This is a genomic window from Catellatospora sp. TT07R-123 (genome assembly GCF_018327705.1).
GTDB lineage: Bacteria > Actinomycetota > Actinomycetes > Mycobacteriales > Micromonosporaceae > Catellatospora.
The window spans coordinates 757,810-781,720 of sequence record NZ_BNEM01000002.1 but is presented as its reverse complement, the minus strand read 5'-3'; the positions used below and the strand labels follow the sequence as shown (position 1 = coordinate 781,720).

The 23,911-nt window shown below is 63.8% G+C and carries 22 protein-coding genes, 1 tRNA gene and 3 pseudogenes; 11 read left to right on the top strand and 15 right to left on the bottom strand.

Going from position 1 to position 23,911, the window contains the following annotated elements; all coding sequences use genetic code 11:
- Positions 1–132: 132 nt before the first annotated feature.
- The 4 genes from Cs7R123_RS23790 to Cs7R123_RS23775 form a co-directional block, all read right to left on the bottom strand.
- Entirely contained in the window at positions 133–612 is a 480-nt protein-coding gene (locus Cs7R123_RS23790) for a DUF4265 domain-containing protein (protein ID WP_212829930.1), read from the bottom strand.
- A gap of 697 nt (positions 613–1,309) precedes the next feature.
- Positions 1,310–1,747: a hypothetical protein gene (locus tag Cs7R123_RS23785; protein WP_212829929.1), complete on the bottom strand. Its 438-nt coding sequence runs from the start codon at positions 1,745–1,747 to the stop codon at positions 1,310–1,312.
- 240 nt (positions 1,748–1,987) lie between these two features.
- Positions 1,988–2,671: a hypothetical protein gene (locus Cs7R123_RS23780; protein ID WP_212829928.1), complete on the bottom strand. Its 684-nt coding sequence runs from the start codon at positions 2,669–2,671 to the stop codon at positions 1,988–1,990.
- A 548-nt stretch (positions 2,672–3,219) separates the two neighbouring features.
- Complete coding sequence (locus Cs7R123_RS23775) at positions 3,220–4,005, bottom strand: transposase family protein (protein ID WP_212823273.1); 786 nt, start codon at positions 4,003–4,005, stop codon at positions 3,220–3,222.
- Positions 4,006–4,148: 143 nt separating this feature from the next.
- Between Cs7R123_RS23775 and Cs7R123_RS23770 the strand changes: the two genes are divergently transcribed.
- Positions 4,149–4,691, top strand: a complete 543-nt coding sequence (locus Cs7R123_RS23770; protein ID WP_212823272.1) for a hypothetical protein — start codon at positions 4,149–4,151, stop codon at positions 4,689–4,691.
- 57 nt (positions 4,692–4,748) lie between these two features.
- On the opposite strand, the gene xerC is transcribed toward Cs7R123_RS23770, so the two are convergent.
- The 4 genes and pseudogenes from xerC to Cs7R123_RS41130 form a co-directional block, all read right to left on the bottom strand.
- Positions 4,749–5,912, bottom strand: coding sequence for a tyrosine recombinase XerC (xerC, locus tag Cs7R123_RS23765; RefSeq protein WP_212829927.1), 1,164 nt, complete (start codon positions 5,910–5,912; stop codon positions 4,749–4,751).
- Positions 5,912–6,121 carry a helix-turn-helix domain-containing protein gene (locus tag Cs7R123_RS23760; protein WP_280517329.1) on the bottom strand — a complete coding sequence of 70 codons (210 nt, stop codon included), beginning with the start codon at positions 6,119–6,121 and terminating at the stop codon, positions 5,912–5,914. Before Cs7R123_RS23760 ends, xerC begins: the two co-directional genes overlap by 1 nt.
- 123 nt (positions 6,122–6,244) lie before the next feature.
- Positions 6,245–7,543 (bottom strand): DUF3631 domain-containing protein, encoded by a 1,299-nt coding sequence (locus tag Cs7R123_RS23755; RefSeq protein ID WP_212829926.1) that lies wholly within the window; start codon positions 7,541–7,543, stop codon positions 6,245–6,247.
- Positions 7,540–8,378, bottom strand: a pseudogene (locus Cs7R123_RS41130) (bifunctional DNA primase/polymerase). The gene Cs7R123_RS23755 and the pseudogene Cs7R123_RS41130 overlap by 4 nt, the downstream one beginning before the upstream one ends.
- Before the next feature lie 155 nt (positions 8,379–8,533).
- Between Cs7R123_RS41130 and Cs7R123_RS23745 the strand changes: the two are divergent.
- Complete coding sequence (locus tag Cs7R123_RS23745; protein WP_212829925.1) at positions 8,534–9,049, top strand: hypothetical protein; 516 nt, start codon at positions 8,534–8,536, stop codon at positions 9,047–9,049.
- An 88-nt stretch (positions 9,050–9,137) separates the two neighbouring features.
- Here Cs7R123_RS23745 and Cs7R123_RS23740 read toward each other — a convergent pair whose 3' ends face one another.
- From Cs7R123_RS23740 to Cs7R123_RS23730, 3 genes are all read right to left on the bottom strand, one after another.
- Complete coding sequence (locus Cs7R123_RS23740; RefSeq protein ID WP_212829924.1) at positions 9,138–9,443, bottom strand: hypothetical protein; 306 nt, start codon at positions 9,441–9,443, stop codon at positions 9,138–9,140.
- Positions 9,444–9,912: 469 nt separating this feature from the next.
- The gene (locus Cs7R123_RS23735; RefSeq protein ID WP_212829923.1) at positions 9,913–10,317 is read right to left on the bottom strand and encodes a hypothetical protein; all 405 of its coding nucleotides are present in this window, start codon (positions 10,315–10,317) and stop codon (positions 9,913–9,915) included.
- Between the two features lie 184 nt (positions 10,318–10,501).
- On the bottom strand, positions 10,502–11,446 hold the full coding sequence (locus tag Cs7R123_RS23730; protein WP_212829922.1) for an Rrf2 family transcriptional regulator: 945 nt from the start codon (positions 11,444–11,446) through the stop codon (positions 10,502–10,504).
- A 166-nt stretch (positions 11,447–11,612) separates the two neighbouring features.
- Between Cs7R123_RS23730 and Cs7R123_RS23725 the strand changes: the two genes are divergently transcribed.
- The 4 genes from Cs7R123_RS23725 (at position 11,613) to Cs7R123_RS23710 (ending at position 15,287) form a co-directional block, all read left to right on the top strand.
- Positions 11,613–12,218, top strand: coding sequence for a hypothetical protein (locus tag Cs7R123_RS23725; protein ID WP_212829921.1), 606 nt, complete (start codon positions 11,613–11,615; stop codon positions 12,216–12,218).
- Between the two features lie 130 nt (positions 12,219–12,348).
- The gene (locus Cs7R123_RS23720) at positions 12,349–13,302 is read left to right on the top strand and encodes a hypothetical protein (protein ID WP_212829920.1); all 954 of its coding nucleotides are present in this window, start codon (positions 12,349–12,351) and stop codon (positions 13,300–13,302) included.
- Positions 13,299–14,567 carry a hypothetical protein gene (locus tag Cs7R123_RS23715; protein WP_212829919.1) on the top strand — a complete coding sequence of 423 codons (1,269 nt, stop codon included), beginning with the start codon at positions 13,299–13,301 and terminating at the stop codon, positions 14,565–14,567. Before Cs7R123_RS23720 ends, Cs7R123_RS23715 begins: the two co-directional genes overlap by 4 nt.
- A gap of 3 nt (positions 14,568–14,570) precedes the next feature.
- Complete coding sequence (locus Cs7R123_RS23710) at positions 14,571–15,287, top strand: hypothetical protein (protein ID WP_212829918.1); 717 nt, start codon at positions 14,571–14,573, stop codon at positions 15,285–15,287.
- Between the two features lie 350 nt (positions 15,288–15,637).
- Here the strand turns inward: Cs7R123_RS23710 and Cs7R123_RS23705 are convergent, their stop codons facing one another.
- The 3 genes from Cs7R123_RS23705 to Cs7R123_RS23695 all read right to left on the bottom strand — a co-directional run bounded on the left by Cs7R123_RS23705 (position 15,638) and on the right by Cs7R123_RS23695 (position 18,048).
- A complete protein-coding gene (locus Cs7R123_RS23705) occupies positions 15,638–16,342 on the bottom strand; it encodes a hypothetical protein (RefSeq protein ID WP_212829917.1) in 705 nt (234 codons plus the stop codon).
- A 309-nt stretch (positions 16,343–16,651) separates the two neighbouring features.
- Positions 16,652–17,413: a hypothetical protein gene (locus Cs7R123_RS23700; RefSeq protein WP_212829916.1), complete on the bottom strand. Its 762-nt coding sequence runs from the start codon at positions 17,411–17,413 to the stop codon at positions 16,652–16,654.
- 92 nt (positions 17,414–17,505) lie between these two features.
- Positions 17,506–18,048 (bottom strand): hypothetical protein, encoded by a 543-nt coding sequence (locus tag Cs7R123_RS23695; RefSeq protein WP_212823272.1) that lies wholly within the window; start codon positions 18,046–18,048, stop codon positions 17,506–17,508.
- A 143-nt stretch (positions 18,049–18,191) separates the two neighbouring features.
- Between Cs7R123_RS23695 and Cs7R123_RS23690 the strand changes: the two genes are divergently transcribed.
- Together Cs7R123_RS23690 and Cs7R123_RS23685 are read left to right on the top strand one after the other, a co-directional pair.
- Positions 18,192–18,977, top strand: coding sequence for a transposase family protein (locus tag Cs7R123_RS23690; protein WP_212823273.1), 786 nt, complete (start codon positions 18,192–18,194; stop codon positions 18,975–18,977).
- Between the two features lie 215 nt (positions 18,978–19,192).
- Positions 19,193–19,966: a hypothetical protein gene (locus Cs7R123_RS23685; RefSeq protein WP_212829915.1), complete on the top strand. Its 774-nt coding sequence runs from the start codon at positions 19,193–19,195 to the stop codon at positions 19,964–19,966.
- Between the two features lie 112 nt (positions 19,967–20,078).
- Here Cs7R123_RS23685 and Cs7R123_RS23680 read toward each other — a convergent pair.
- A tRNA-OTHER gene (locus Cs7R123_RS23680) sits at positions 20,079–20,154 on the bottom strand.
- A gap of 881 nt (positions 20,155–21,035) precedes the next feature.
- Between Cs7R123_RS23680 and Cs7R123_RS23675 the strand changes: the two are divergent.
- The 3 genes and pseudogenes from Cs7R123_RS23675 to Cs7R123_RS23665 all read left to right on the top strand — a co-directional run bounded on the left by Cs7R123_RS23675 (position 21,036) and on the right by Cs7R123_RS23665 (position 23,629).
- Positions 21,036–21,833 (top strand): annotated as a pseudogene (locus Cs7R123_RS23675) (IS5 family transposase).
- 50 nt (positions 21,834–21,883) lie between these two features.
- Positions 21,884–22,704 (top strand): annotated as a pseudogene (locus Cs7R123_RS23670) (IS5 family transposase).
- Between the two features lie 259 nt (positions 22,705–22,963).
- Entirely contained in the window at positions 22,964–23,629 is a 666-nt protein-coding gene (locus tag Cs7R123_RS23665) for a hypothetical protein (protein WP_212829914.1), read from the top strand.
- Positions 23,630–23,911: the final 282 nt, after the last annotated feature.

The window sequence follows — 23,911 nt, the reverse complement described above, 5'->3', positions numbered from 1 at the left end:
CGGGTGTGCGTGATCGCACCCGGACCTTGCTAGAGGCCGAGTCGGACCGGCTAGTCCGGGGTGCCCGCTGTAATGAGCGCGGCCAGGGGTGTGGCGAGGTCGCGGGGCGAGAACAGCTCGCTTTGCGGCTGGCTAACTCAACGCGAGCCAAGCGTCGCTGACGCAGCCCTCCTCGTACTCCCACCACCCTGCGTCCTCACCCTCCACCAGACGCAGCCTGACCATCGCGATGTCGGCCGTTGGCGGCACGTCCAACGCCACCATGCCGAACTGCTCGATTCCCTCGCCGCTGACTCCTAGGGGGCTGAAGCGGTCGAGCACGTCACGCAACGATCCCGCCAACGCCCCGTCGCGGAACGGCACGACCCGGATGGTGCAGTGGCCAGACCATCGCAGCCGCTCTCCAGCCCACCACTGGCCCTGGTCGTCCCGTTCGACAGCGAACACATCACCGCATGCAACATTGCGAACGAACCAAGGCGTGTTGTCCAGCCGCACCACCTGCGCCGACAGCCGGACGGCCCACAGGCCCTCGCTACTCGCCGGCGGCCAGCCGTTCTCGTCCTGGTCCAGAGCGAACCAGATCTTCACGTAATCGTGCTCGTCGCTCACTGAAGCCACCTCAGGGATTACCGCAGCTCACTCGGGCAGCAGAGTTGCTCCTGGGCATACCAGCCCGACCGTCAACTCGTACTGCGCCTGTGCTGACGCATCTTGCGATAGTCGACCGGACTAGATCATCTGTCTAGCGGCTACTATGACGGATCGGTCGGCCGGAACTGGGACTAGACAATTCGTGGGCTGAGACGGGCTTTTCAGAGGTTGAAAGCCAACGGGCCAAGTTCTGAAGTTCGCCAGGCGTGAACATCTCCGGATGGAGATGTTCACGCCTGGCCCTCTCCGTCAGTGGTCGACTTCCCGCTGTTTCACGTCTTCGTGTGCCCTTTGATGTGCCTCACCCGTCCGAGACGTCCTCCGCTGTCCTGGGGCCGTCCCCAGCGCTTCCGTGTGAACGCGGTCCTGGCCTGTCCCCCGGTGTCGCCCGCCGTCAACGCGCCCGAAGCACTGTGCTCCTGCCACTGGCTGGAAGCGCTCGGCCCAAGCCGGAGTGAGCAGGTTCGCTGACTTTCTGCTGACTCTCGGCGGGCGCCGGAACGCTTCGTCCTGAACGCGACCAACATGCTCGATCGGTGTGCTCAGCTGCCGGGGCCTGCCGTGGAAACTGGCGTCCTGCGCCGACGATTGCCATCGGTTAGTGGCCAATCCGGTGAGCTGTCACTGCCCCTCTGCCGCCTCCCCGAGGCGAGAGTCAGCGACCACCGTTCTCCAGGATCGCGGCCACGAACTCCACAATCGCAGCTCTCGAAGGCGCTGCGCCTTCTACTGTTGGCTTCTCAAACAGGCCAAAGCGGTACCATGTGCCGTCTTCCGCCAACGCATATCCCTGCTCTGGCGGTAGCGAGTCGTTCTCGCCGTTGAAGACGTAGCCGCGCGGATCGTACCATTCGCCAACAACAATCCAACCCTTTTTGGGGCGGAAGGTGCCCGTACGGGGAATCTTGACCGGCTTCACACCGTGCTGTCGAAGCAGGGCCAACAACTCCTGTGTCCTATCCCATCGGTCGGCTTCCTCCGCCGCCCGCTTTTTGCGCTCGTCATCGGCCCGCTTCTCCTCGGCGGCGACTCTGCGCTGTTCTTCAGCAAGCCGACGTGCCGTCAGTTCCCGGGCTTCGTCCTCGAGAGACATGGTCTGGACCATACATAAACTCGCAAGTGATCGGTACCGTTTGGTCACGGACCGTTCCGCCCACGACCGTCCCGCTAGCCTGAGCACACCACCACCTTGGAAGGCCGCCAAAAGTGGGCTGTGTGTCCTGATCGCCTGACAGTGTCAGCCGAACAGTTGTCCGCTGCTGCCCGGCCGTGACTGGTCATGGCGCGGTGTTCTGGCACGCAACTGGCACGCCAGGCCCCGCAGCATCGACGACTAGGGAGTCGGCCAGCCCAGGCCAGCAAGGGCCTGTGTCAACACCCCACCGAGGCCGCTCTCGACGATCAAGCGCAGCGATTGGCCTAAGGCTCGGACGAGTTTCCACCTCGGCTGCTGCCTGCGCACCTCTGCTTCAATCATGGCAACGTCTGATTCAACTTTTCCCTTGAGTACGGGATCAAATTCGGGTTCACGAATGGCAGCACGGACGGCTGCAATAAAGGCTTCTATGTCAGCCTTTTCGCCGGGAAGCGCTTCTATGGTCTGGGTCGATCCAGTCGACCCCTGCCGGATGTTCGAGCCGATTATGTTCCCGTAGACGTGCAGGACACTGATCGGTGCGAAGTGCTGAGTGGGAGTTTGCGGAGTACGGAGCGCTGCTTCCATCTCGAGGAGGCCACGATGGGTCAGCCCGACACACTGAGGGTAGGGGTCGTCGAGGTTCCACGATGCCCATAGCAGATCCTGCCGCGACAGGTACTCAAGTGCGTCGTTGAGGTCACGATCAGAGATGCCACCCCTGTCGAAGTTGGCAGTATCCACGCTTGAACCGCTCGTCCTGCCGCCGGTGCTCTCGTAGAGCCAATGCATGAACCGCGTCCTGAGCCGAAGTCGACCTTCGATGTCCATGTCCTCATCGCCATCTGAAGTAAGTTCAAGCTGCGCTACAAGATATGGCACGGACGACCTTCCCGGAATAGACGATGACCCCGACTGTCGCCGCGATACGACATAGGCGGTCTGAGTGGTGATCTCCTTGCGGCGGCAGTCTTGACCAGACCACAGTGGCCGGCGGGTGGCGTAGCGGAGCGGAGCTGCCCGCCGGCCACTGTGGTACTGCCCTTGTGGTGACGGCGTAGCGAGATCACCACCCCTACCCCCACTTCTCCCACCTTCTTCCCGCAGCTGTGCCGGGTGCATCTCTGAAGCGGTGGTCGGGGTTCGGGGCGGAGCCCTGAGGTCTGTAGATGCTGTGGTGTTCGGGCGTTGCGGCGTCGCAGTAAGAACGGTCAGGTCCACGACGGTGATCCGACATGGCCCTTGGGGTTCTGGGCCAACTCGTCGGCTGCGCTCGCGTCCTCCGCGCGGGCCGCAGGCAAAGCGCCGGGGGAACCGCGGTGCGCCGGGCCGCGCGTGCGCGGCCCTTGATCTCTAAGAGACTAATTCGGCAACTGCGACGTACGCGATTCACAGCCTGTCTTCGACGGCGTAGTCACTCAGAGCGTTATTCATGAGGCGCTTGTCGATGTCCGATAGATCTCCAGTGCGGTGACGGCGGCGAGGGTGGCCGGGAGGTTGGTCAGTAGCCGTCGGTAGCCGGTGGCGAGGATCTTCCAGTTCTTCAGGTGGGCGATGGCGCGTTCCACGCAGGCGCGGTGGGACGCGATCGTCTTGTTGAACGCGCGGGTGTGTTCGCTGAGCGGCTGTTCGGGGCGGGTTCTGCGTTTGGGGACCATGAGGCCGGTGCCGGTGTAGGCGGTGTCGGCGAAGCCGCCGGGTCCGCCGTCGGCGTGCATCCGGCCGGCGAAGACCTCGGCCAGGCCGGATTCGCGGAAGGCGCGGGCGTCGTGCATGGCGCCGGGCTGGGGCTTTCCGGTCATGACCAGTCGGCCGTGCCACAAGGCGACGACCTGGACGTTGAACCCGCAGCGGTGGCGTTTTCCGGAGTACATGCCTGAGGTGTAGGTGTCTTTGCGTCGGTCGCCGATGGGGACGAGGAACCCGTCGACGCGCACGGTCGAGCGCAGCTCACGGTCGGCGGTGGCCCGCGTGACCGGAGCCAGGACGTCGGTCAGGACCGGCAGGAGCAGGGTGACCAGGCGGGAGATGGTCGGCTGGGAGCAGCCGAACAGCTCTGCCAGCAGCGGCTGGGACAGGTTGTGGCGCAGATACAGCAGGACCGCGACCACGGCCCGGCGCGGGTTGAGCGCACGTCGGCGGCGCAGCGGCCACAGCCCGTTCGCGGCGACGCGTACTACGAGGTCATCGACTTGATCGCGGGTCAGGCCGGTCATAGTCTCGATCCGTTCCGGCCGCATGCCGGCTGCGGGAGTGCGCACAGCTTCGGTGGCTACCGGCGGCAAGGTCGCCGTGTCCACGGACGACAAGCAAGACGATCACGTCCGGTGTCTGCCGGCGACGGGATGAGGGGTGGGCGATGGCGCGCACGTGGCTGTCGGTGCGGGTCGACCTGGTGTCAGGCCGCGGCGGCGACTTCTGGCCCCGGCCGGGACGGATCTTCGCCGCGGCGCCGTCACACACGTTCGCGCAGCTGTCCCACGCGATCGACACGGCCTTCGCCAGGTGGGACCTCGCCCACATGCACATGTTCACGATGTCCGACGGAACGGGCGTCACCGCCCTGGAGCAGTGGGACGGCGACGAGCCCGACGGCAGCATCGACAGCCAGGCCATCCAGCTGAGCAGACTCGCCCTGGGCGAGCAGTTCGCCTACGTCTTCGACTTCGGCGACGACTGGGCACACCTGTGCACCGTCGAAGAGCAGAAGATCGACCCGCACACCACCGTCGGGTTCACCCCCGGCACACCGACCGCCTACTGGGGCTGGGGCGACCTGCCCGACCAGTACGGCCGCACCTGGGACACCGACGACGGCGAGTCACCCAAACCGAAGCGACCGTCACGGCCTTTGGCTGACCTCCCACCGGTCCTGCCCGGTTGGGGACCGGCCCGTCGATGATCACCGCACGAACCCAGCCGTCCTCACATCATCGACGACCGTCTCCTGAATAACGCTCTAAGCCATTTTGCCGTCGCCGAAAATGAGGTCCATCGCGATCGCACCATGAAGTATCACCGGGCGGAGCTGGTGGCGGTAGACCGCCTCCGTGACCCGCGTTCCGGCGTGACCGCACAGCTCTGCGATCTCCTCCAGGCTCATGCCGCTGTCGGACAGCACCGATACGAAGCTGTGCCGTAGCTCCCTGGGTGTCCAGTCCTTCGGGTCGAGGCCTGCGGCCTTGAGGATGCGGCGGAAGCCGCGCCGTACGTTGGCCGCGTCCAGGGCGGTGCCGACCTCCGACGTGTAGACTAGGCCGGTCTCCTTCCACCGGGCGCCCGCCCTGGACCGTGCCGCGTCCTGTCGCACACGCTGCTTGCGCATTGCCACGACGCATCTGGCCGGCAGGGCGAGGGTGCGGCGTGACTTCCTGGTCTTGGTGTCGCCGCCGTCACGCACCGAGCGCCACACCTGGATCGACGGCGGCACGGGTGGGTCGGCGTCGGGCTGGCCGTCTAGGTCGACGTGATCCCATGGCAGCGGCCGTAGCTCCTCCGTTCGTCCGCCCACCATCAGCGAGGTCACGACGTAAGACTCCAGGGGGTCGTCCTCCGCCGCGTCGAGAACGGCCATGGCCTGCTGGAACGTCAGTGACTTCGACGGTCGGCCCGGCTGTCCCTTCGGCGTTGCGCACAGCGCAACCACGTTGCGTTTCACCTTGTCCCTGGCCATGGCGCGGTCGACGGCCCGGTTCAGGCACTCCCGTAGGCGTCGCACGGTGCTGGTGCTCAGCGTCTTCGCCTTCTTGGCCAGCCAGCGGTCCACGTCTGTGGCGCTGAGGTCTTGTAGCTTGCGCGCCCCGATGTCGGGGATGATGTGTCCACGTACGAGGTAGCCGTACTTCTCTACGGTGTTCGCCGACAGCCCGGCCAGCCCATAGGCGAGCCAGTCCTCCAGCGCGGCAGCAACCGTGAAGGTCTGCGAGGCGATGGCCAGGCCGTCCTCGTGGTCACGCATCACCTCCTTGAGCTTGGCTCGGGCTTCGGTCTTGGTCTTGCCGCTGCCCTTGCGCACGATGCGCTTGCCGGCCGGGGTGTATCCGATGGTGACCTCAGCGATGAAGCGTTGCCGCTTCTCGTCCCAGTACAGGCCGCCTTCTCCACGGCCGCGACGTTCCCCCATCAGGCGTTGCTCCTCGTCTCGTTCTTCAGCAAGGTGACGTACTCGTCGATCGCGGCGGCCGGGACCATGCGGGCGCGGCCCTGGGCGACCGACCGCAAGCGTCCGGCGCGGATCTGCTCGTAGACGACCGATCGGCTCATGCTGAGCAGGGTCATGACGTCGGGGATGCGGTACAGGGCTTTCGGCTGTGGTGGTTGAAGGGTGAGCACGTCGAGCCTCCTGCGCGGTGACCGTTCACGGGTTGTCGCCAAGGCGGGCGCCGCCTGGGCGATGGCTTCTCGCTGTGCGGTGGCGCGCCCGCGCCGGTCCGGCGCGGGCGCGCTGAGTGGGTGTCAGGAAGGGCTCACCAGGCGCAGGTGGCCATGGGTGTTGGTCGGTGTGTGTCCCTGGGGGTGGGGGGTATCCGTACCATCCGTACCAAGCGTCGCAGTGCTGGTCAGCGCTGGTACGGAATCTTGGGCGGTACGCTTCGATCCGTACCGATCAAGATCCCGTACCGCGTCTGAGCTGGTCTGGGACGGTTGGTACGGTTGGTACGCTTCCCCCGGGGTCTGCGGGACGTCGGGGTGGCAGTAGCGGTCCCAGGCGTCGGTGAACGCGGAGCGGGTGTATCCCTTCGCCTGGCCGGTCGGGAACCGCATCGTCGTCGACTTGACCTCGAACTCGCGCAACAGCGACCCCAGTCTGTGCGGGGTGAGGTCGGTCCACGGCGATTCGTCCATGGCCCGGAGCCGTTCGATGATGTGCGCGGTCGGCAGCGCCTCGGCGTCCGCGCCCGTGAAGACCGTGCGGCAGTCGGTCAGCAGCCGTACGCGGTCGCTGGTCGCGCCCTGCTCTTCCTTCGCGCCGGTCAGCGTGACGGCCGAGGTGCGTGCCCGGATCGGCCAGTCGCCTCCGGCCAGGTCGGCCAGGGCGATGAGTGGTTCCCAGGTGTCGGCGGCCCGGTCCTCGACCGGCATGACCGGCTCTGCGGCGCGCAGGACGTCGAGGCTGCCGAGCAGCCATTGGCTCAGCTCGGCGCCGATGGCCGCGACCATGGGGCGGTCGCGCATGATGCGCCAGGGCTTGACCTTCTCCCGGCCGGCGCGGCGGCGCATGTGCACGACCACGGCCCGGTCCTCGATGGTGTCGGGGGCGGCGCCGATGCCCGCGAGGGCGGCCATGGCGAAGGTGGGGATCTGCTCCACTCGCTGGGAGTTGGCGTCGTAGCGCAGCGCGGGGCGGTTGCGCTGGTGGCCAGCGTTGAGCAGCCCGCGCAGGTCTTCTGCTGATCCGGCGGCGGCTGGGCCGAAGATGGTGTCGTACTCGTCCAGCAGCACGGTCGGCGGGTTGTCGGACCCGATCGACCGGTACACGGCCGCTGGCGAGGCGTTGACGGTGATCAGCGGGTTGTGGCAGGCGGCCTCGACCAGGTCGAGCAGCCTGCTCTTGCCGCAGCGCTTCTCCGGCGCCCGGATGACCAGCCGGGGCGCGCACGCCCATGCCGGTAGCGCGTACGTCGCGGCGATCCACAGCACGACGGCGTCCAGGGCTTCGGTGCTGGGCAGGATCACGTACAGGGCGATGGTGGCGCGTAGGCGGTCGAGCAGCTCGGCGCCGTTGACGGCGGCGCGCTTGGGTCGGGTCGTCATAGAGTCACTCCTTCTGCGGCGAATCCGTCTCTGATGGCGTGGTGTGTGGCGCTGCTCCATGGCCAGCCTGCGGCGTCGCAGGCTGCTACGAGCCAGTCGTAGGCGCCGGTGGTGGTGAGGTGGCCTGCGGTGACGATGCGGGCGGTGCCTCGGGCGCAGCCGTAGAGCACCAGGCGTCGCCTGCCCGCAGGGGTGGCGGCGATGCGGTCGGTCAGCGCGGCCATGAGCAGGTTGGGATGGGGGATGTCCCCCGCGCTGCGCGCGGGTAGGGGGCGGCTGGTGTGGGTGGTGGCCGGCCGCCGCGGTACGGGCTGGGCACAGGCGCCGGCCAGCGCGGGGGACATCTCCTCTACCCGTGCTGCGTAGTCGGCCCAGGTGTAAGGCAGGCCGGTGACGGGGTGGCGGGACGGTGCGGCCACGACGTAGCCGCCGTCGGCTTTCACGTCGATGCCCGGCCCGAGCCGCTTGCCCTGGTCGCCGGGCACGTAGACGCCGGGGTGCCGGTAGAACAGGTGCAGGCCGCTGTTGCCGGTGCGGACGTACCTAGTCGGCGGGGTCAGGCCCGGTCGACCAGGCCGCGCAGGGTGGTCATGCCGCCGTGGCGGTGGTCGACATCGACCACGACCAGCCCGGACGGTGCCCCGGTTCGGATCGCGAGCAGACCGCGCGGGACGGCGCGCATCATGGCGGCAATCCGGTCGGGGTCGGTGCTGGCGGCGTAGAAACCGTGGCAGGTCAGGCAGCCGCACGACTGCGGGTCATGCGGCTTTCTCTCCTGTCTGGCAGTTTCGCAGCCCGTGCAGAGCGCCACGGGCCGTTTGGACCTGCCTAGCATGAAGACCGGCCAGCCGTTGGCGGCGTAGCGAAGCGCAGCCGCCAACAAGTGGTGAGTCGCCGCAGGCGGCTTTTCAGGGTTTGTCATTCGCATGGCGACCCTTCAGGAAGCTACGCAGATGGCGCTTATTGACTGCTCCGATTACCGTGCTGGGGGTGACCGAGTTCTGGGGTGCAATCGGTGCGATCGGATCATTCTTCGGAATGATCCTCGCCGGCATTGCTGGATATGTTGCATTCCGGCTGTTTAGGGTCGAATCTGGCCGTGATCTAAAAGCTGACGAGTTCCGCAGAGAACAAGCAGAGGAACTCGTGCGCCATCAGGCCACGCGCATTGGATTCTGGGTCGATAGCGATGCAAAGCAGGTTGTAGTCCTAAACTCTTCCGAACTTCCGATCTTTCGAATCAGAATCGTCTTCCAGGACTACAGAAGCTATGACCAAGTGTTGCCCCCAGTTATTTTCCCTGACGAAAAGGTTGTTCATTTTCAAGACGCGCTAGTTCCAGGTGAGCGCATTCACGTAAGCGAGCAGGCATTCCGTGAAGAAGCGCTCAACAAGAACGGCTTCTATTTTGGTCAGGGCACATATATCCAGTTCATCGATAACGCTGGCTTCCGGTGGAAGCGGGCAATCGAGGGTGGCCTCAGCGAGCCCGAAAAGGTGCGGTGAGGCCAGCGGACTTCGCTGAACCCTCATCAGCCTGAACATTCGGTCCCGAGTAGCCGATTCCAGATCTAGGTCTTAGCTGTGCTCACGTTCAGCTATCACCGAACACGCGGCCTACGACGTGGTAGGCCACGGCCAGCAGATGGCGGCACTGCGCCTGGGCGGTGGCGTCGTCGTCGGCCAGGCGTACCACCACACGCAACTCGACATGGCCGCGTCCGCGCCGGTCGCGGTAGCGGGTGGCGACGTACCGGCCGTGCTCGGTCTGCCACACCTCGGGGACGGAGGCGTGTTGGCCGCCTCGTTCGGCGGTGCAGTGGTGGGCGCGGGCGCACCAGGCGGGATGTCCGCCGATGTCGGCGGGGGTTGTGGTACGGCCGCTGAGCGCGCGGGTCATGCCGGGCACCTGCTGTCCAGGGCGGCCGCGACCCGTCCGCCGAGCCACTGTGCGACGTTGGCGGACACGGCGTTTCCAGATGCGTACTATCTAGATCGCCCGTTCACCGATTAGCGCAACGTCAGCTCAGCACCCATGCAGGTGAGACTGGCTTCGATGAGATGGAGCATCTCCATCTCGGATGACCGAGTGCCAGCGTGGGCTCAGCGTCACGCGGTCTGCGGCCGAAGCGAGCGTGGTCTACCTGGCGGCCGCGTCTACGAGCGCCGTCAATTCGGCAAGCTGTTTCGAGGTATCGAATCAGCGCGTGCAGGAAGGACGCCACCAACGACCGCTGGCGGGACTAGCGCCTGGAGGCGGAGGAACTCCCGCAGGCGCCGTTGAAGCGCCTCGATGAAATCTCTGCCATATAAGCGTTGTCGACCGTACCCCACCGTCTACCCGGAGGGTCTTGTGTTGCGTCTGGGAATCAGTCGCCTGCTTGGACCTTACCGGTGCCCTCTGCCGGAAAATCTGAGATCGCTGTCAAGAACTCGCGGGAAACGAAGTACGGATTGTTGGGATCGTTTAGAACTTCGATGAGGATCCCCTCGGCGATGCACTCCAAAACCCGGTACTCGTCACCAGCACTTAGCTTCAAGCCACTGCTGTCCTCACCGTCAGTGGCGACCCTGAAAAGCTGTCCCTTCATAGCGCATGGCGTGTTCCACGTCTTGAGCGCGGCTACCCATGCCTTGAAGGCCTTCTTGCCACCCGCTGCCTTGAATACCTTCTTGCCACCCGCTTCAGTAACCCGAACGATGATGTATCCACCGACGAGAGTCGCGATCAGAAGCCTCCCTGGGCCACCGACCTTCCATGCGATCTTCGTCATCAGTTGGTAGTTTCCTAGATTGCCCATCCGCGCCTCACTCTCCCCAGCCCAACCCGAGCGATTCTATCGACTGGCCCAAAGCTGATTGCCGCCGACGCCCTGCACACGGTCAGGCCACCGCCGAGCGGATCCGCTCCTGGGGCGGGCACTTCGCGTTGGAAGCCAGACAGCTCCTTGAAGATCATCAGGTTGGGCGTGGCTGACGGCGGTATCGCTGCATGAAGCCAATAATCGCGTTGTCGATCACCTTGGCCTGCCCAGTAGCCATGAATCCGCCTCTGCTGATGGCGTCCTGGTTGGGCGTGCTACATCGCGATGCAATCTCGACGAGCCGTGGAAACCAGACGAGGAAAGCGGCGCGATGACTAGGAATGGTCTTCCGACCGGCAAAGAACCTGAATGTGTACTGGCGGTCGATAGGCGGCACAAGGTCCGGTAGTAGGTGGTGCAGGAACTTGCTCCCTGCAACGATCTGCGTGCCAGAGGTGCTCACCTTGATACGCGTGATCACTTTCCAGACATTGGCGGTCACCTCATCAACCTGCCTTGCCTGCAAACCGGTGATGCGCAGCGGCCACAGCGTTTCCAACACCGGTGCGACCTCTCGCAGCGCGCTGACAATCTGCGCAAAGTCTCCAACCTTGGCTCTTTGCGCGCCCATCCGGTGCATCCCCCAAGCGGGAAGCACGGCGTACACGTACTCCAGGAGGCGGTCGTCATCTAGCAGCGAACTCACTGTGGCGTGCCGGCGCTGGCGCTCAATGGCTCGTTCGTGAAAGTACAGGCTTGGGCCTGGAAATGCCCGCTGACGCTCGAAGAGCGTGACGCAGTCGGCGAAGTCGGCGATCAATTGCTCGACGTTGCCGTCCATCAGACCGTACGACCTGACCCGGAGCCGGGGAGGCGGTGTCTCTGGAGCCGCAAGTGCCGGTCTCACCTCCGCTGCGACCCCCGGTTCGCGACCCACAAACCAGTTAACCAGCCTGCCGTCAGCGCCGCGGTCTCGCGTGACGACTCCCTCGGTCGCCAACTGACGGCAGATCTGGTTCACATAGTGGCGGTTCATCGGAATCGCTCGCGCAATTTGATCGTCATCCAGCGGCTGACGGTCGCGACGAAGCAACGCCATGATCTGCTCTCTGCGGCCGTCCGGCTCACCTACCACGTCAGCAGTGTGCACTCAGCAGGTACCGCCGTCCAGTCAGGTCATGACAGATTCGCGCCGTCCGGTTTGAGTGCGCCTGGGCAGCAGGGCGCGTACGCCGCCTGGTCGAGGCCAACCAGGTGAATACGAGATGGTTCGCATACAGGTACTCCACCAGTTAAGTAGGCAACACCTGCGCCGCCTGCACTACCAGGCCCTGCCCCATGACGTCCGAGCCGCAGGCAGCCTGATCCTGCTCTACGGGATGACCGTCACGCGGATCTCCCGGCTGCGCCGCGACGAATTGGAACCGACGGCACGCACGTCTGGCTGCACCTTGGTAGCCATCCCTTCGCGTTATAACGCAGGTCGGCCAGCTGCTCCTCGACCAAGCCGCAGCGCCGCAGCTGCCACCGGATCTTCTGAGAACGCGGCGTCGGCGGCCGTCTGGCTTTTCCTGGGCGGGCAACCTGGCCGACACACTGTCGCACTCCACAAGAGACTTACCTGGCGTGGGCTGCCGCACGCGGCATACGGGCGTGCTGCCGCCCTCATCCACCTCGCGGCGGACCTGCCCGCTCCCGTGCTGGTCGACCTACTCGGCATCGCCATCGACACCGCCAGCCAGTGGGCCAAGCACACCAGCGATGACTGGGCAACCTACCTGGAAGCCGGTACTCAAGAACGACCGCAGCTACGCCTCCGCAGGTCATGCGAGCCCATCCCTGACGACCTTCGCCTGCACGGTCAACAGTGAAGGCCCACCCAGACGGCTGCAATAGCCTGGCCGTATTGACTCTTATTGACGATCTCGGCGGCGGTATAGCCTATAGCGACTCATTAACGCCGCTGAACTGTTGCGACAAGCGGGATCCGGAGCGATCAGAGTGGATGAGCAAGAGCCCGAAGTCACAACGCGGCCGGCCACGGCGTTGGCCTTGTGGATCAGTGGTGCGGAGCCACCGCCACTTTTAATGGCGGATGAGGACGGTCTCGGTGCACAGATATATGAGAAGGCCCTCGCTGCGTACCGGCACGCAAGACTCACTTCGTTCCCGCTGGCGTCCCATGAGGCCGTCACGAGCACGGCAGACGTCTACGCCATCGCTGCGGCCGTCGCGCGGCGTGCCCGCGAGGACGCTCTTGTCAACAATAAGGGCACGCTCAAACAAGCATTGGCAGAGCTTGGACGGACCGTTCCGGAGGTCGATTCCCCCAGTCTGTGGGTTGTCGGCAACGCGCTGCTCGTGGAAGCGTTCCGATACCAGGTCATTCGCGACGACTTTACCATGTGGACGATGATCGAGTCGACGTTCGCAAGAGAGATAACTGGCCTCGAGCTCATTGCACTCGACGAGCTATGCGGACTCGCAACCGGCCGGTCGACGCCACGCGCGTATCGCCGCTGGGCCAGTCTTCACTACCATATTCTCGAATTCATGAATAGCGTCTGGCCCGAAGAACAAAGCGTCTTCGACGATCGCCTGCGTGCGATCGGCACCTTCGCCGATGCGGTGCTGCCTGGTCATGATCCGGCACCAATAGCCTGGATCACGTCGGAGACCATGAGCACACTTCGCGATCTCGATCAATTCATCGCGGACGGGAGCCCGGCATTCGATACGTGGCTCGGTTCGCTGCTGTATATCTGTGACACTGTCGTGGCAGCGGGACGGCTGGACGAGTGCCGGGAGATTCTGCGACTCGCCATCGATGTCGTCGGAAGGTGCGGCCCGAGCGGTCCGAATGCCCTCCGACCCGGTCAGCCGAGCCGGTATCGAGAGGACGCAAGATTTCTTCTGAGCATTCTTGATAATGCGCCGGAGGATACGGAGCAGTGAACCACGTTCTTATCGACTTCATCGAGAACTTCTTTGGGCGTTCCTGTGAGGAGGTCGGCATGGCGGTCAGCGCCGATCCCCAGTCGCTGTTGAGTCGCAAGACAGATTTCCTGGAGCTGATTTCTGTTCAGAAGCTTCCGAGCGAGCCCCAACCGTTGGAGCCAGGCGAGCTGCGGCCACTTGTCAGCAACAGGATTTCAGACCTGGCTACAGGCGGAATCATGCTCTCGCCGGTTATCACTTCGCCCACATTGCGCGACGGTGATGCCCATGGGTTCACCCTCGACGTACGATCCCTCCTTCTCTATGCGCACACCGTGGCGATCCCCAACCCGTTTCAAGCCTCTATCGGCATCCAAGGCTCCCTGGCCGAGCCGAACGTCGCCCTTCAGACGCAGATGTCCGAAGAGGAGTTCTTGTTTAGCCTCGACATGATGGCTCAGTTGGCCCCGCTCATACGGCACGACATTGTCTTACCCATAGACACCATGGTCCCCAGGGAATCCGCACTGCCATCGTTTAATGCGAAGATTGCCGAGTTAATCCCACAGATCGCCATGCAGCTGGTCGCACAGGGAATCTTCACCTGGTCAGACCAGACGGACCTGAACATGCGAGCCCGTGTCTTGGCCGAACGCTTCCTTCGCCAGGATCTCGTACTCGCTACGCAGCCGGAGGACCGGTTGACTCGACTACTCTCCTGCCATGCGGAGGCCGCGGCTATGCCGGCGATGCTCACAATCCATGCAGGCGCCGATGCGTCGAGCCCTGGCCGCGATCCATGGCTCATTGAAGAGCTGGTCCGGCTCCAGTTGCAAGGCGCGGGCCGCATCAGACTCGCGGACATGGTTGCAATCCGCGACGACGAATGCTTTTCCGTCTTCCGCAGGGACATGGCTGCGGCCGTCCACGAGAGCAGCGTCGCACCGGGTGTGACCGACGCCGCCAGCCAACAGACCGTTGTGGCTGACGAAATGCGAGCGGCAGCACACCGCCTTAACCTGCAGACTCGGCGAAGCACATTGTTATCGTCCATTCTCGGCGACGCATTAAATTGGGCCGTAGGTGCGGTCGTCGGCGGAATGCTCGGGGGGTGGACCGGAGCGATCAGCGGACTGGCTGCCAAGGGAACCGTCGACCTCGTCCGCGCAGGGCCGAAGCGTTCCGAGCGGGCAATGCGGGCTCACTACGTTGAATTGTCAAAGCCGCCGACAGCTCCTGCCGGACGTACTGGTCGAGAACGTCTCCTGAATGAGGGGCGATGATAAATGGATGCCGAGAACGAGGAGAGCTTGCCAGCCCAACTCTTCCGGGAGGACGAGTGGCGCCTACTCTGGTGGAGGGTCTTCCAAGCCCAGGACGCCGATCCTCGCTTTCCACGTGGCAGCCGCGACATCGAGTGGATCGCCTACGCGGCCGAGATGGGTGTCAGGCACTGGCGACGATCCATTGTCAGACGGCTGGCACCTCTGGTCGAAAGCGCGTCGGCGTCCGAACACGCAGCACGGGTCCCTAAGGACGTCCGCGAGATGTTGGATGACTTCCAGCACGAGCTGCTGAACCCGATCCTCGCGCTAGATGCTCAGGACGGCCCGTGGCAGGTTCCCGACACCGCAGAGGATCCGGACTGCGATTGCCCAACAGGATTGCCCACATCGGTTGACCAACTGATGAGGCAGGCGTCTCAAGCAATTGCAACTCGTTTCTGGTTGCAATGGCAACAGTACGGGCAGATCGATTGGAGCGCTTGGTGGGTGGAGAGGCATGGACGCACCAGGAGCCGTGTGCCGACCTTGCTAGACCACGTCGGCTTCGCGAACTACGACCTTCGCGAACTCGGACTGCCCATCATCGAGACGGACGGCACTGGCCGATTTTTCATCGACTTGAACCCGACGTCCACGATCATTTCCCTGACAGACGAAGCACTGCGCGAACGCATCAGTGCGGTCATAGCGCGACACGGCTTCTCGCCTGCCGATTGACTCCCAAGCCAGTTGGGCAGGCCAATCGACATACAAAGCAGCCAGGCACACCATACAGATCCGTCCTTGTGCGGTTGCGGGGAATCTCGGCCGCGATGATCACAGTTTCGACGTCGGAGCCGTCGGTTGATCATCGCCCCGATTGTAGGGGTTTGACCCGACAGCCGACTGCTCTTGGCATCGTTGGCCTAGCATACGCGGCTCTGCGCCTGACTCACCTGACAATCGACCCCTTGATCGCCGTTTGGCTGGGATACGGCCTGGTTCAGATACAGGTATCCGCCGGTTGAGGGGCAGTTAATGCAGCGAGAAGCTGATTGCAGAATTCAGGCCAGGAGGCATGCTAGGTGTTACTCGATTGATAGGGCGTCGTCCGATTTGCCGGCTAGCCCTCGGTCGCGGGAAGTTGACTGCCCGAAGAAGTATCCCAAGATAATCAGAAATGCGCTCGACACAATCTGGCTAACTTCGAGCCCGGTAAACATCGCTACAACAAGAGCGATGGTGAGTGAAATCAGCAGAAGTGCGCCAACTATCGTTGCGACCGATTCCCTATGGAGGAATGACCTATAGATTCGTGACCGCCGCTCTTGAATCTCAATCTTCAGGCGTTCCTGAGACTCTGCCTCAGCGCGCTTAACCTGCTCAGCTTCCCTGCTCAACTGGTCCGTCTTCGCCTGTTGTTTGATCCGCTCCTGCTCGAATGCCGCCAGTAGATCGTCTGCAAGGGCTGGGTCAGTAACCTTATCCCGGACGACGTCTTGCAGGTCGTCGAGTTGCTGCTGCGGTCTAAGGAGCGCGATTCGGTCGAGTATGGACTGTTTGCGCTCGAAAAGGATGGAGAGTGGCCCTACCTCAATGTGCGCCTCCGCGGCGCCTCTAGCAATCACGACACCAGCTTCGCTGGTCACTTTCAGCTTTAACGGCCCTCCGAGTGATGCAGGATTGGCGATTGCTTCGTTGATGCGGCCCAGCGAGGCTTCCAACTCACTCAAGTCCTGGTTCGAAATTTGATCTTCGCCGAGCCGCATTGAGGCAAGGATTGGCTCGTACACCTGGCGCGCAACGTCGACGAAGTCGATCCGGCGAAAAGCTCCCGATGTACCCAAGCGACTCATCACTCCGTCCATTTAGGTGGCGCCCTTGAAGCAAGGATGGCGGCGACCCTGCGGAACCTATGCAGACAGGAATACATTGTGGCGCAGGCGAGAACGCGACGGAAGAGCCAACCAGCCAGAATGCCTCGGCCAACTGAAGGTCGATATCGTATCTGGCTGCGCTACATCCACTCGATGAAGTCATCGTACCGATACAGGCGCAGGGTAGTCATCATGGTTAGGCAATGATCGATTGAGTTGGAGCTACTAATCGTCACTGGGCTGGTCGGGCGCATCCTGATCCGCGGCGGCCGGTGTCGGTGCAGCTCGCCGGGTGAGCTCGGTTAGTCGTTCGCGCGCCCGGGCAAGCTCCTGGCGCCGCGCCTCCTGTCGAGCGTCACCGTCATGCACGTACACGCCGAGACCGCCGTGGATGCTTTCGCGCCACCCCTTGATCTCCTTCTCGATGCCCCGCAGCGACTTGGCGGCGTGATGGATGCCGAAGACCTCGACCCAACGCCGCCCCTTGTATGGCGTCCAATCGAGAATTGCGGTGAGCGGCGCGAGCCGCTTACCGTGTGAGTCTTTGCAGGTGACAACCACTTCGTACCGGTCCGGCAGTTCAGTGTTCGATCGTTCGAGGCCGCTATCCCAGAACGTGCGCCACTCCTGGCCGGGAACGAGCACCGGAAGCTTGTCAAAGACCCACACGTCCTCGGTTTTCCCTTGCCCAGCGGTCCGCTTGAGTATCGGATCTGAGGTCAGCCTGACGTCACGTGCAAGGGTAGTGCCGAAGTTTCGCACCACAAGATCGATTAGGTGAGGTGAAGCGGCACTGTGCTCGGTGTAGGCGATGACGTACGGCTGAGCTTGCTCCTCCCGCAGTCGACGCGCCTCCCGCACCTGCCGAAGTGCTGCGATGCTGGCGACAACGGCGACAATGAAGGTGGCCCAGGCGGCAAGAACTGCCCACTGCTCTGCGTGAAACGTCGTCACCGCGTGCCAGACTCTGGCCCAGATGTCGGGCACGTTTTCGGTCCTTCCGATCGGAGTTGATGCCTTAGAGCGTTATTCAGGAGACGGTCGTCGATGATGTGAGGACGGCTGGGTTCGTGCGGTGATCATCGACGGGCCGGTCCCCAACCGGGCAGGACCGGTGGGAGGTCAGCCAAAGGCCGTGACGGTCGCTTCGGTTTGGGTGACTCGCCGTCGTCGGTGTCCCAGGTGCGGCCGTACTGGTCGGGCAGGTCGCCCCAGCCCCAGTAGGCGGTCGGTGTGCCGGGGGTGAACCCGACGGTGGTGTGCGGGTCGATCTTCTGCTCTTCGACGGTGCACAGGTGTGCCCAGTCGTCGCCGAAGTCGAAGACGTAGGCGAACTGCTCGCCCAGGGCGAGTCTGCTCAGCTGGATGGCCTGGCTGTCGATGCTGCCGTCGGGCTCGTCGCCGTCCCACTGCTCCAGGGCGGTGACGCCCGTTCCGTCGGACATCGTGAACATGTGCATGTGGGCGAGGTCCCACCTGGCGAAGGCCGTGTCGATCGCGTGGGACAGCTGCGCGAACGTGTGTGACGGCGCCGCGGCGAAGATCCGTCCCGGCCGGGGCCAGAAGTCGCCGCCGCGGCCTGACACCAGGTCGACCCGCACCGACAGCCACGTGCGCGCCATCGCCCACCCCTCATCCCGTCGCCGGCAGACACCGGACGTGATCGTCTTGCTTGTCGTCCGTGGACACGGCGACCTTGCCGCCGGTAGCCACCGAAGCTGTGCGCACTCCCGCAGCCGGCATGCGGCCGGAACGGATCGAGACTATGACCGGCCTGACCCGCGATCAAGTCGATGACCTCGTAGTACGCGTCGCCGCGAACGGGCTGTGGCCGCTGCGCCGCCGACGTGCGCTCAACCCGCGCCGGGCCGTGGTCGCGGTCCTGCTGTATCTGCGCCACAACCTGTCCCAGCCGCTGCTGGCAGAGCTGTTCGGCTGCTCCCAGCCGACCATCTCCCGCCTGGTCACCCTGCTCCTGCCGGTCCTGACCGACGTCCTGGCTCCGGTCACGCGGGCCACCGCCGACCGTGAGCTGCGCTCGACCGTGCGCGTCGACGGGTTCCTCGTCCCCATCGGCGACCGACGCAAAGACACCTACACCTCAGGCATGTACTCCGGAAAACGCCACCGCTGCGGGTTCAACGTCCAGGTCGTCGCCTTGTGGCACGGCCGACTGGTCATGACCGGAAAGCCCCAGCCCGGCGCCATGCACGACGCCCGCGCCTTCCGCGAATCCGGCCTGGCCGAGGTCTTCGCCGGCCGGATGCACGCCGACGGCGGACCCGGCGGCTTCGCCGACACCGCCTACACCGGCACCGGCCTCATGGTCCCCAAACGCAGAACCCGCCCCGAACAGCCGCTCAGCGAACACACCCGCGCGTTCAACAAGACGATCGCGTCCCACCGCGCCTGCGTGGAACGCGCCATCGCCCACCTGAAGAACTGGAAGATCCTCGCCACCGGCTACCGACGGCTACTGACCAACCTCCCGGCCACCCTCGCCGCCGTCACCGCACTGGAGATCTATCGGACATCGACAAGCGCCTCATGAATAACGCTCTTAGCCACTCGCTCAGTTAGGCACCACGCAAGACAGGGGGCACGTCTTTCGACGGGATGTGCCCCCACCTGGGTGTGGGCAGAAACGGAACTTGGTCCGGATCTTCCAGGCCGAATGACTGGAACGAAACTTAGATCCCAAAGTGCCGCTGCCGATCAGCTGGCCAGACTATTCCCGACTCTTGACAGCACCACGACAATGGCAGCATGTCGACTACCGCCGAAGGGGAAGAGCACGAAGGTGGGCCGACAATAGATCTCGCCGAGCCGCGTGCGTTGCAGCCGAAAAAGGCCTGCTTGGCCTCCAGGCTCGGCTGGATCCAGTACCAACGTGTTACTGCGATGTTCGCAAAGATGTGCTTGGCCGCTCCCGCCGAGCAGCATGCGCCGCAGCCGAAGACACGCATTGTCGCCCGATTCGGCTGGAGCCTGTACCAACAGGTCACTGCGGTGTTTGCGACCATCGGGTTGGCGGCCCTCGCCGACCACTGGTGGCACATCGGCTGGCGAGGAGTGCTGGGCGATCTAGTCGGATTCTGGAGCCAGACTGTCCGACCGGCTGTGGCTGCCGTCTTCCATATCCTGGTGACGGTGCCGCTCGGATGGATGCACGTCCACTTTGAGGTTCCGCTCGCTGCCCGAGACTATATGTCGGTCGGTCTTATGCTTTTGCTTTCTGCGATCCGCGCAGGCTGGTGGTCAACCGTCTTCGAACTGCCTGGTCGCAGGTGGGACCGTAACGGACTAATGGATTGGCCATTGTTCTTTTTAGTTGCCTGGCCACTGATGGTCCTTAACCATGCGTGGAGGTTCTATGTCCGCTCGCCGTTGAGGGAGCGGAGGAAGTTTAAGCGGATGGGCATGTGGGATGAGTCGATCAGGAAATCTCTCCGCCGGCAGGCAGCCGAGTACTTCCGCATCCAGGTACCGCTCTTCTACCTAGGTCTCCTGCTTGCCCTGAACTACTGCGTTCTGCGCTAATTAAGTAGCTGCGACGCTGGCTGACGGCCACCCGTTCTAGGCCTTAGTCACCCAGTTAGTCACCCCAGATACGCTCAGAGGGCACATCCTCGATGGGATGTGCCCTCTGAGCTGGTGGGCGATACTGGGATCGAACCAGTGACCTCTTCCGTGTGAACGCGGTCACTGCTTCGTGCCTGGTATCGCCCGCTGCCAACGGGACTGGATTGACGTGCGCTTCTTCCCGGCTGGAAGTGCTCGGTGCGGGCCGCAGTCAGCGGGTTCGCTGACTTTCCGCTGACTTTCGTCGCAGACGCACTGTCAGTTTGGAAGACCGCCAAGAGTCGACCGGGATGCCTGGAACGCTGGATCGTCCGCGCCGGGGATCTGCCCGCAGGCGCCCGCTTGCGACCTCCACCGGCACGCCGATCTGGCACGCAACTGGCATGCAGTCTTTGGGTCCTATGGGTTGCCTGCTGGGTCCCGTAGCGATGTTTTGGTCGGGGGTGGCGTCGGACTTCCGTCAGGTAAACCAGCCAAAGCGTCCATTTACATGAGTAGGTGGTGCTGACACCTTGAGGTCGTGCGTTGGGCGACCTTGACTCCATGGATAGCGATCGCGGTGCTGGTTGGCGCTGCCGGGTGGGTTGTATACCGACTTGCTACCAAACTTGCGAGGCGAAGCACGGCGCGCCCATGGGCCTTAGTCGTTTGGGCGCTCTGGTCATCGCGCTCGGCTGCGTCGCCTTCATATATGACACCAGGTCGACGCTTCCATGCAGCGATCCGGCGCGTGGGGTCTTGTGCCACGTACAAGGGGGCCTCGGTCTAGCGGTCGCCGGTCTCATAACGGCGCTGGCGGGCCTCGTAACGGCTGTCACAGGACTGGTTAAAGCCATCCTGGATTATCGCCTCGGTCGCGCAGACCTCGACCTACGCAGAGAGTTGGCGCGGACTAAGCGGCCAGCTCAGAAGCGTCGGACTCAGCAATCGGAAGAAACTGATTCCAGCGACGTCTCTTAGAGATCAGTTCAGAATGAGCGGACTTCATGTCCGTCGGTAGGTGTGGCATGTCGTTGAGACTGCTGCGGTGTCCGACCGTGTACTGACTGAGCAGCTCTGGCGGCGGCTGGAGCCCTTGATCCCAGTGCGATCGCGGCGGTTCCGGTTCCCAGGTCGTCGACGTACTGACGACCGGGCCGCGCTGGAGGGCATCCTTTTCGTATTGGCCACCGGTATCGGCTGGAACCGGCTGCCCACGGCCCTGTTCGGGGTGTCCGGCGCCACCTGCTGGCGGCGCCTGGACGAGTGGCACACCGCTGGTGTCTGGCAGCGGCTGCACGAGCTGCTCTTGGCGGAGCTACGCGCGGCCGGGCGTCTGGACCTGGCGCGGGCGATAGTCGACAGCAGTCACGTCCGCGCGCTCAAAGGGGGGATCAGACCGGGCCGAGTCCGGTCGACCGCGGCTGCGCTGGCTCCAAGCACCACCTGATTGCCGACGCGGCCGGCATACCCCTGGCAGTGATCGTCACCGGCGGCAACCGCAACGACGTGACCCAATTGCTGCCGCTGCTGGACAAGATCCCGGCCGTGCCCGGCCGTCGCGGCCGACCGCGACGGCGTCCCGATCAGGTATCGGGGCTACGACCACGACAAGTACCGGCGGCAGCTGCGCGCCAGGGGCGTCAGGCCACGGATCGCCCGCCGCGGTGAGCCCCATGGCACAGGGCTGGGCGCGATCCGCTGGGTCGTCGAACGGACCATCGCCTGGTATCACGGCATGAAACGGCTACGCATCCGCTGGGAACGCCGCGACGACATCCACGAAGCGTTCCTCGACCTCGCGACCTGCATCATCACATTCCGGCACGTACAGCGACTTTGTTAGGACCTCTAAGGCCGCATCTCATTTGGTGCTGAGGGGGCCTGTGATGCAGCATGTCGATTGTGGACTCGGGTGAGGTTGTCCGGTGGGTGCCCGACCGGTTGTGGGAGATCGCGGCGCCCGTTGATTCCGCCCGCGCCGCAGCGCCCCCAGGGTGGTGGGCGGCGCAGGCATGACGACCGGGCCATCCTGGCTGCGATCTTGTACATGACGGAGTCCGGGTGCTCCTGGCAGGCGCTGCCGGTGGCGATGTTCGGGGTCAGTCGTGCCACCACGCACCACAGGTTCACCGAGTGGACCGCGGCCGGGTTGTGGACCAGGCTGCACTACCGGGTCCTTGACCTGCTGGGCGCGCAAGGCGGGATCGGCTGGTCGAGGGCTGTCGTCGACTCGATCAGCGTCCGAGCGCAGAAGGGGGCGAACTGACCGGGCCGAGTCCGGTCGACCGCGGCAAGACCGGCAGCAAGATCCACGTCATGTCCGACCGGGCCGGGCTGCCCCTGGCCGTCCTGGTCTCCGTGGCGAACACCCCGATGCCCACGTGCTGCTGCCGCTGCTGGACTCCGTCACCCCGATCCGTTCCCGCCGCGGCCAGCCGCGCCGCAAGCCGGCCAAGCTGCATGCCGACAAGGCATACGACAACCAATACATCCGGGCCGCGCTGCGCACCGACCGCATCGGTATCCGTATCGCCCGTCGCGGCGTCGAGTCGTCACAGCGCCTGGGCCGACACCGGTGGGTGATCGAGAGGACGCTGTCGTGGCTGATGAACTACCGTCGTTTGGTCCGCCGCTACGAGCGCCGTGCTGAACACTTCCTCGCCTTTGCCGACATCGCCTGCACGATGATCTCCTACAAGAGCCTCATCAAATGAGATGGGGCCTAAAGGAACTGCTGAAGGTAGTGCCCCGTTTCAGCAATGCTCTTGACCATCGAGCTGCGGTGCCGCACCGAACGCGTCAGCCGCCCGTTATGAGAGCTTCTCGTGAAAGCGAGTCGCCTCGTCCCTTACTCCGCACGCAGGGATGTGCCCCCGTGTTCCGGTACACAATGTCGCCGTAAAGGCCGATACCCGATACAAGAGCGCCTGAGTATCGTGGACCGCTCGAGTAGCAGGCCTAACGGGAGCAGGCATGGACTTCGCAGAGAGCGTGCGTAAGGCGCAAGCTGCAGCAGCGAGAGCAGAAGAGGACGCGAAGCTCAAAGCGAGGGAGGATGCCGCTGTAGCTGCACGTATGCAGGATGAAGCTCAGCGGAAGAAGCTCGAAAGAGTGGCGTATGGTACTTCTTTGCTTAGTATCGCTAGGCGCTTGTCGATGGCACTGAAGTCGAAGCCTTATGCCTTTGAATTTCACCTCAGGGTGGACATATATCGAGGGTATCAAAAGCGTGGTGTAAGCAATGAGCAGCTTGTTGAAAGACACGAGATGCAGGCGTGGCGGCTGTCTTGCGACGTTAAGCCGCCCCACATCGCGGTCAGTGAGACCCACCAGCACGGCGACGTGTACGGCTGCTCGTACGTTATGAACTGCCTGAACTCAGATGGTCGAATTATGCGAGTCTCTGGCATCGTTCCAGCCAAGGATCGACACAGCGTTGAACCACCACCTTTGAGCGTGGTCAACACTCAGCTACGAACGGAGCCCGGCTACAGCCGACTCGGTGGGTTCTGGAGGGGTCCATGGGACGCGAATATGGCTTTTCTCGATCCGGAGCACCTTGACGAAACGATAAAGCATGGGCTCGTGATGCTGGCCGCAAGATCAAAAATCGATCCATCGCTATTTGAACAGCGCTGAAATGGATCGTGAAGAAGTCGATGACTTTAAACCTCTGAGCGTCCGGTCGGTAGAGGCCGCCAGCCACGCACGAACTCGTCGTATGGCAGGCTCGCCCTGCGGCTCACGAAGGCCAACACGATCGCAAACGGGTGCGGCAAGATCCGGGCAAGAGGCGGTTGCGAAGGCCAGCCTGACCTGGAGTTGGCAGCTCGCCAATGTAGTCACCGGTGGTCTTCGCGACCGCTCAGTTGTGACTGTTGGTGTTGGCAACACGCGACAGCGGCCAGCCCTCCATGAGTC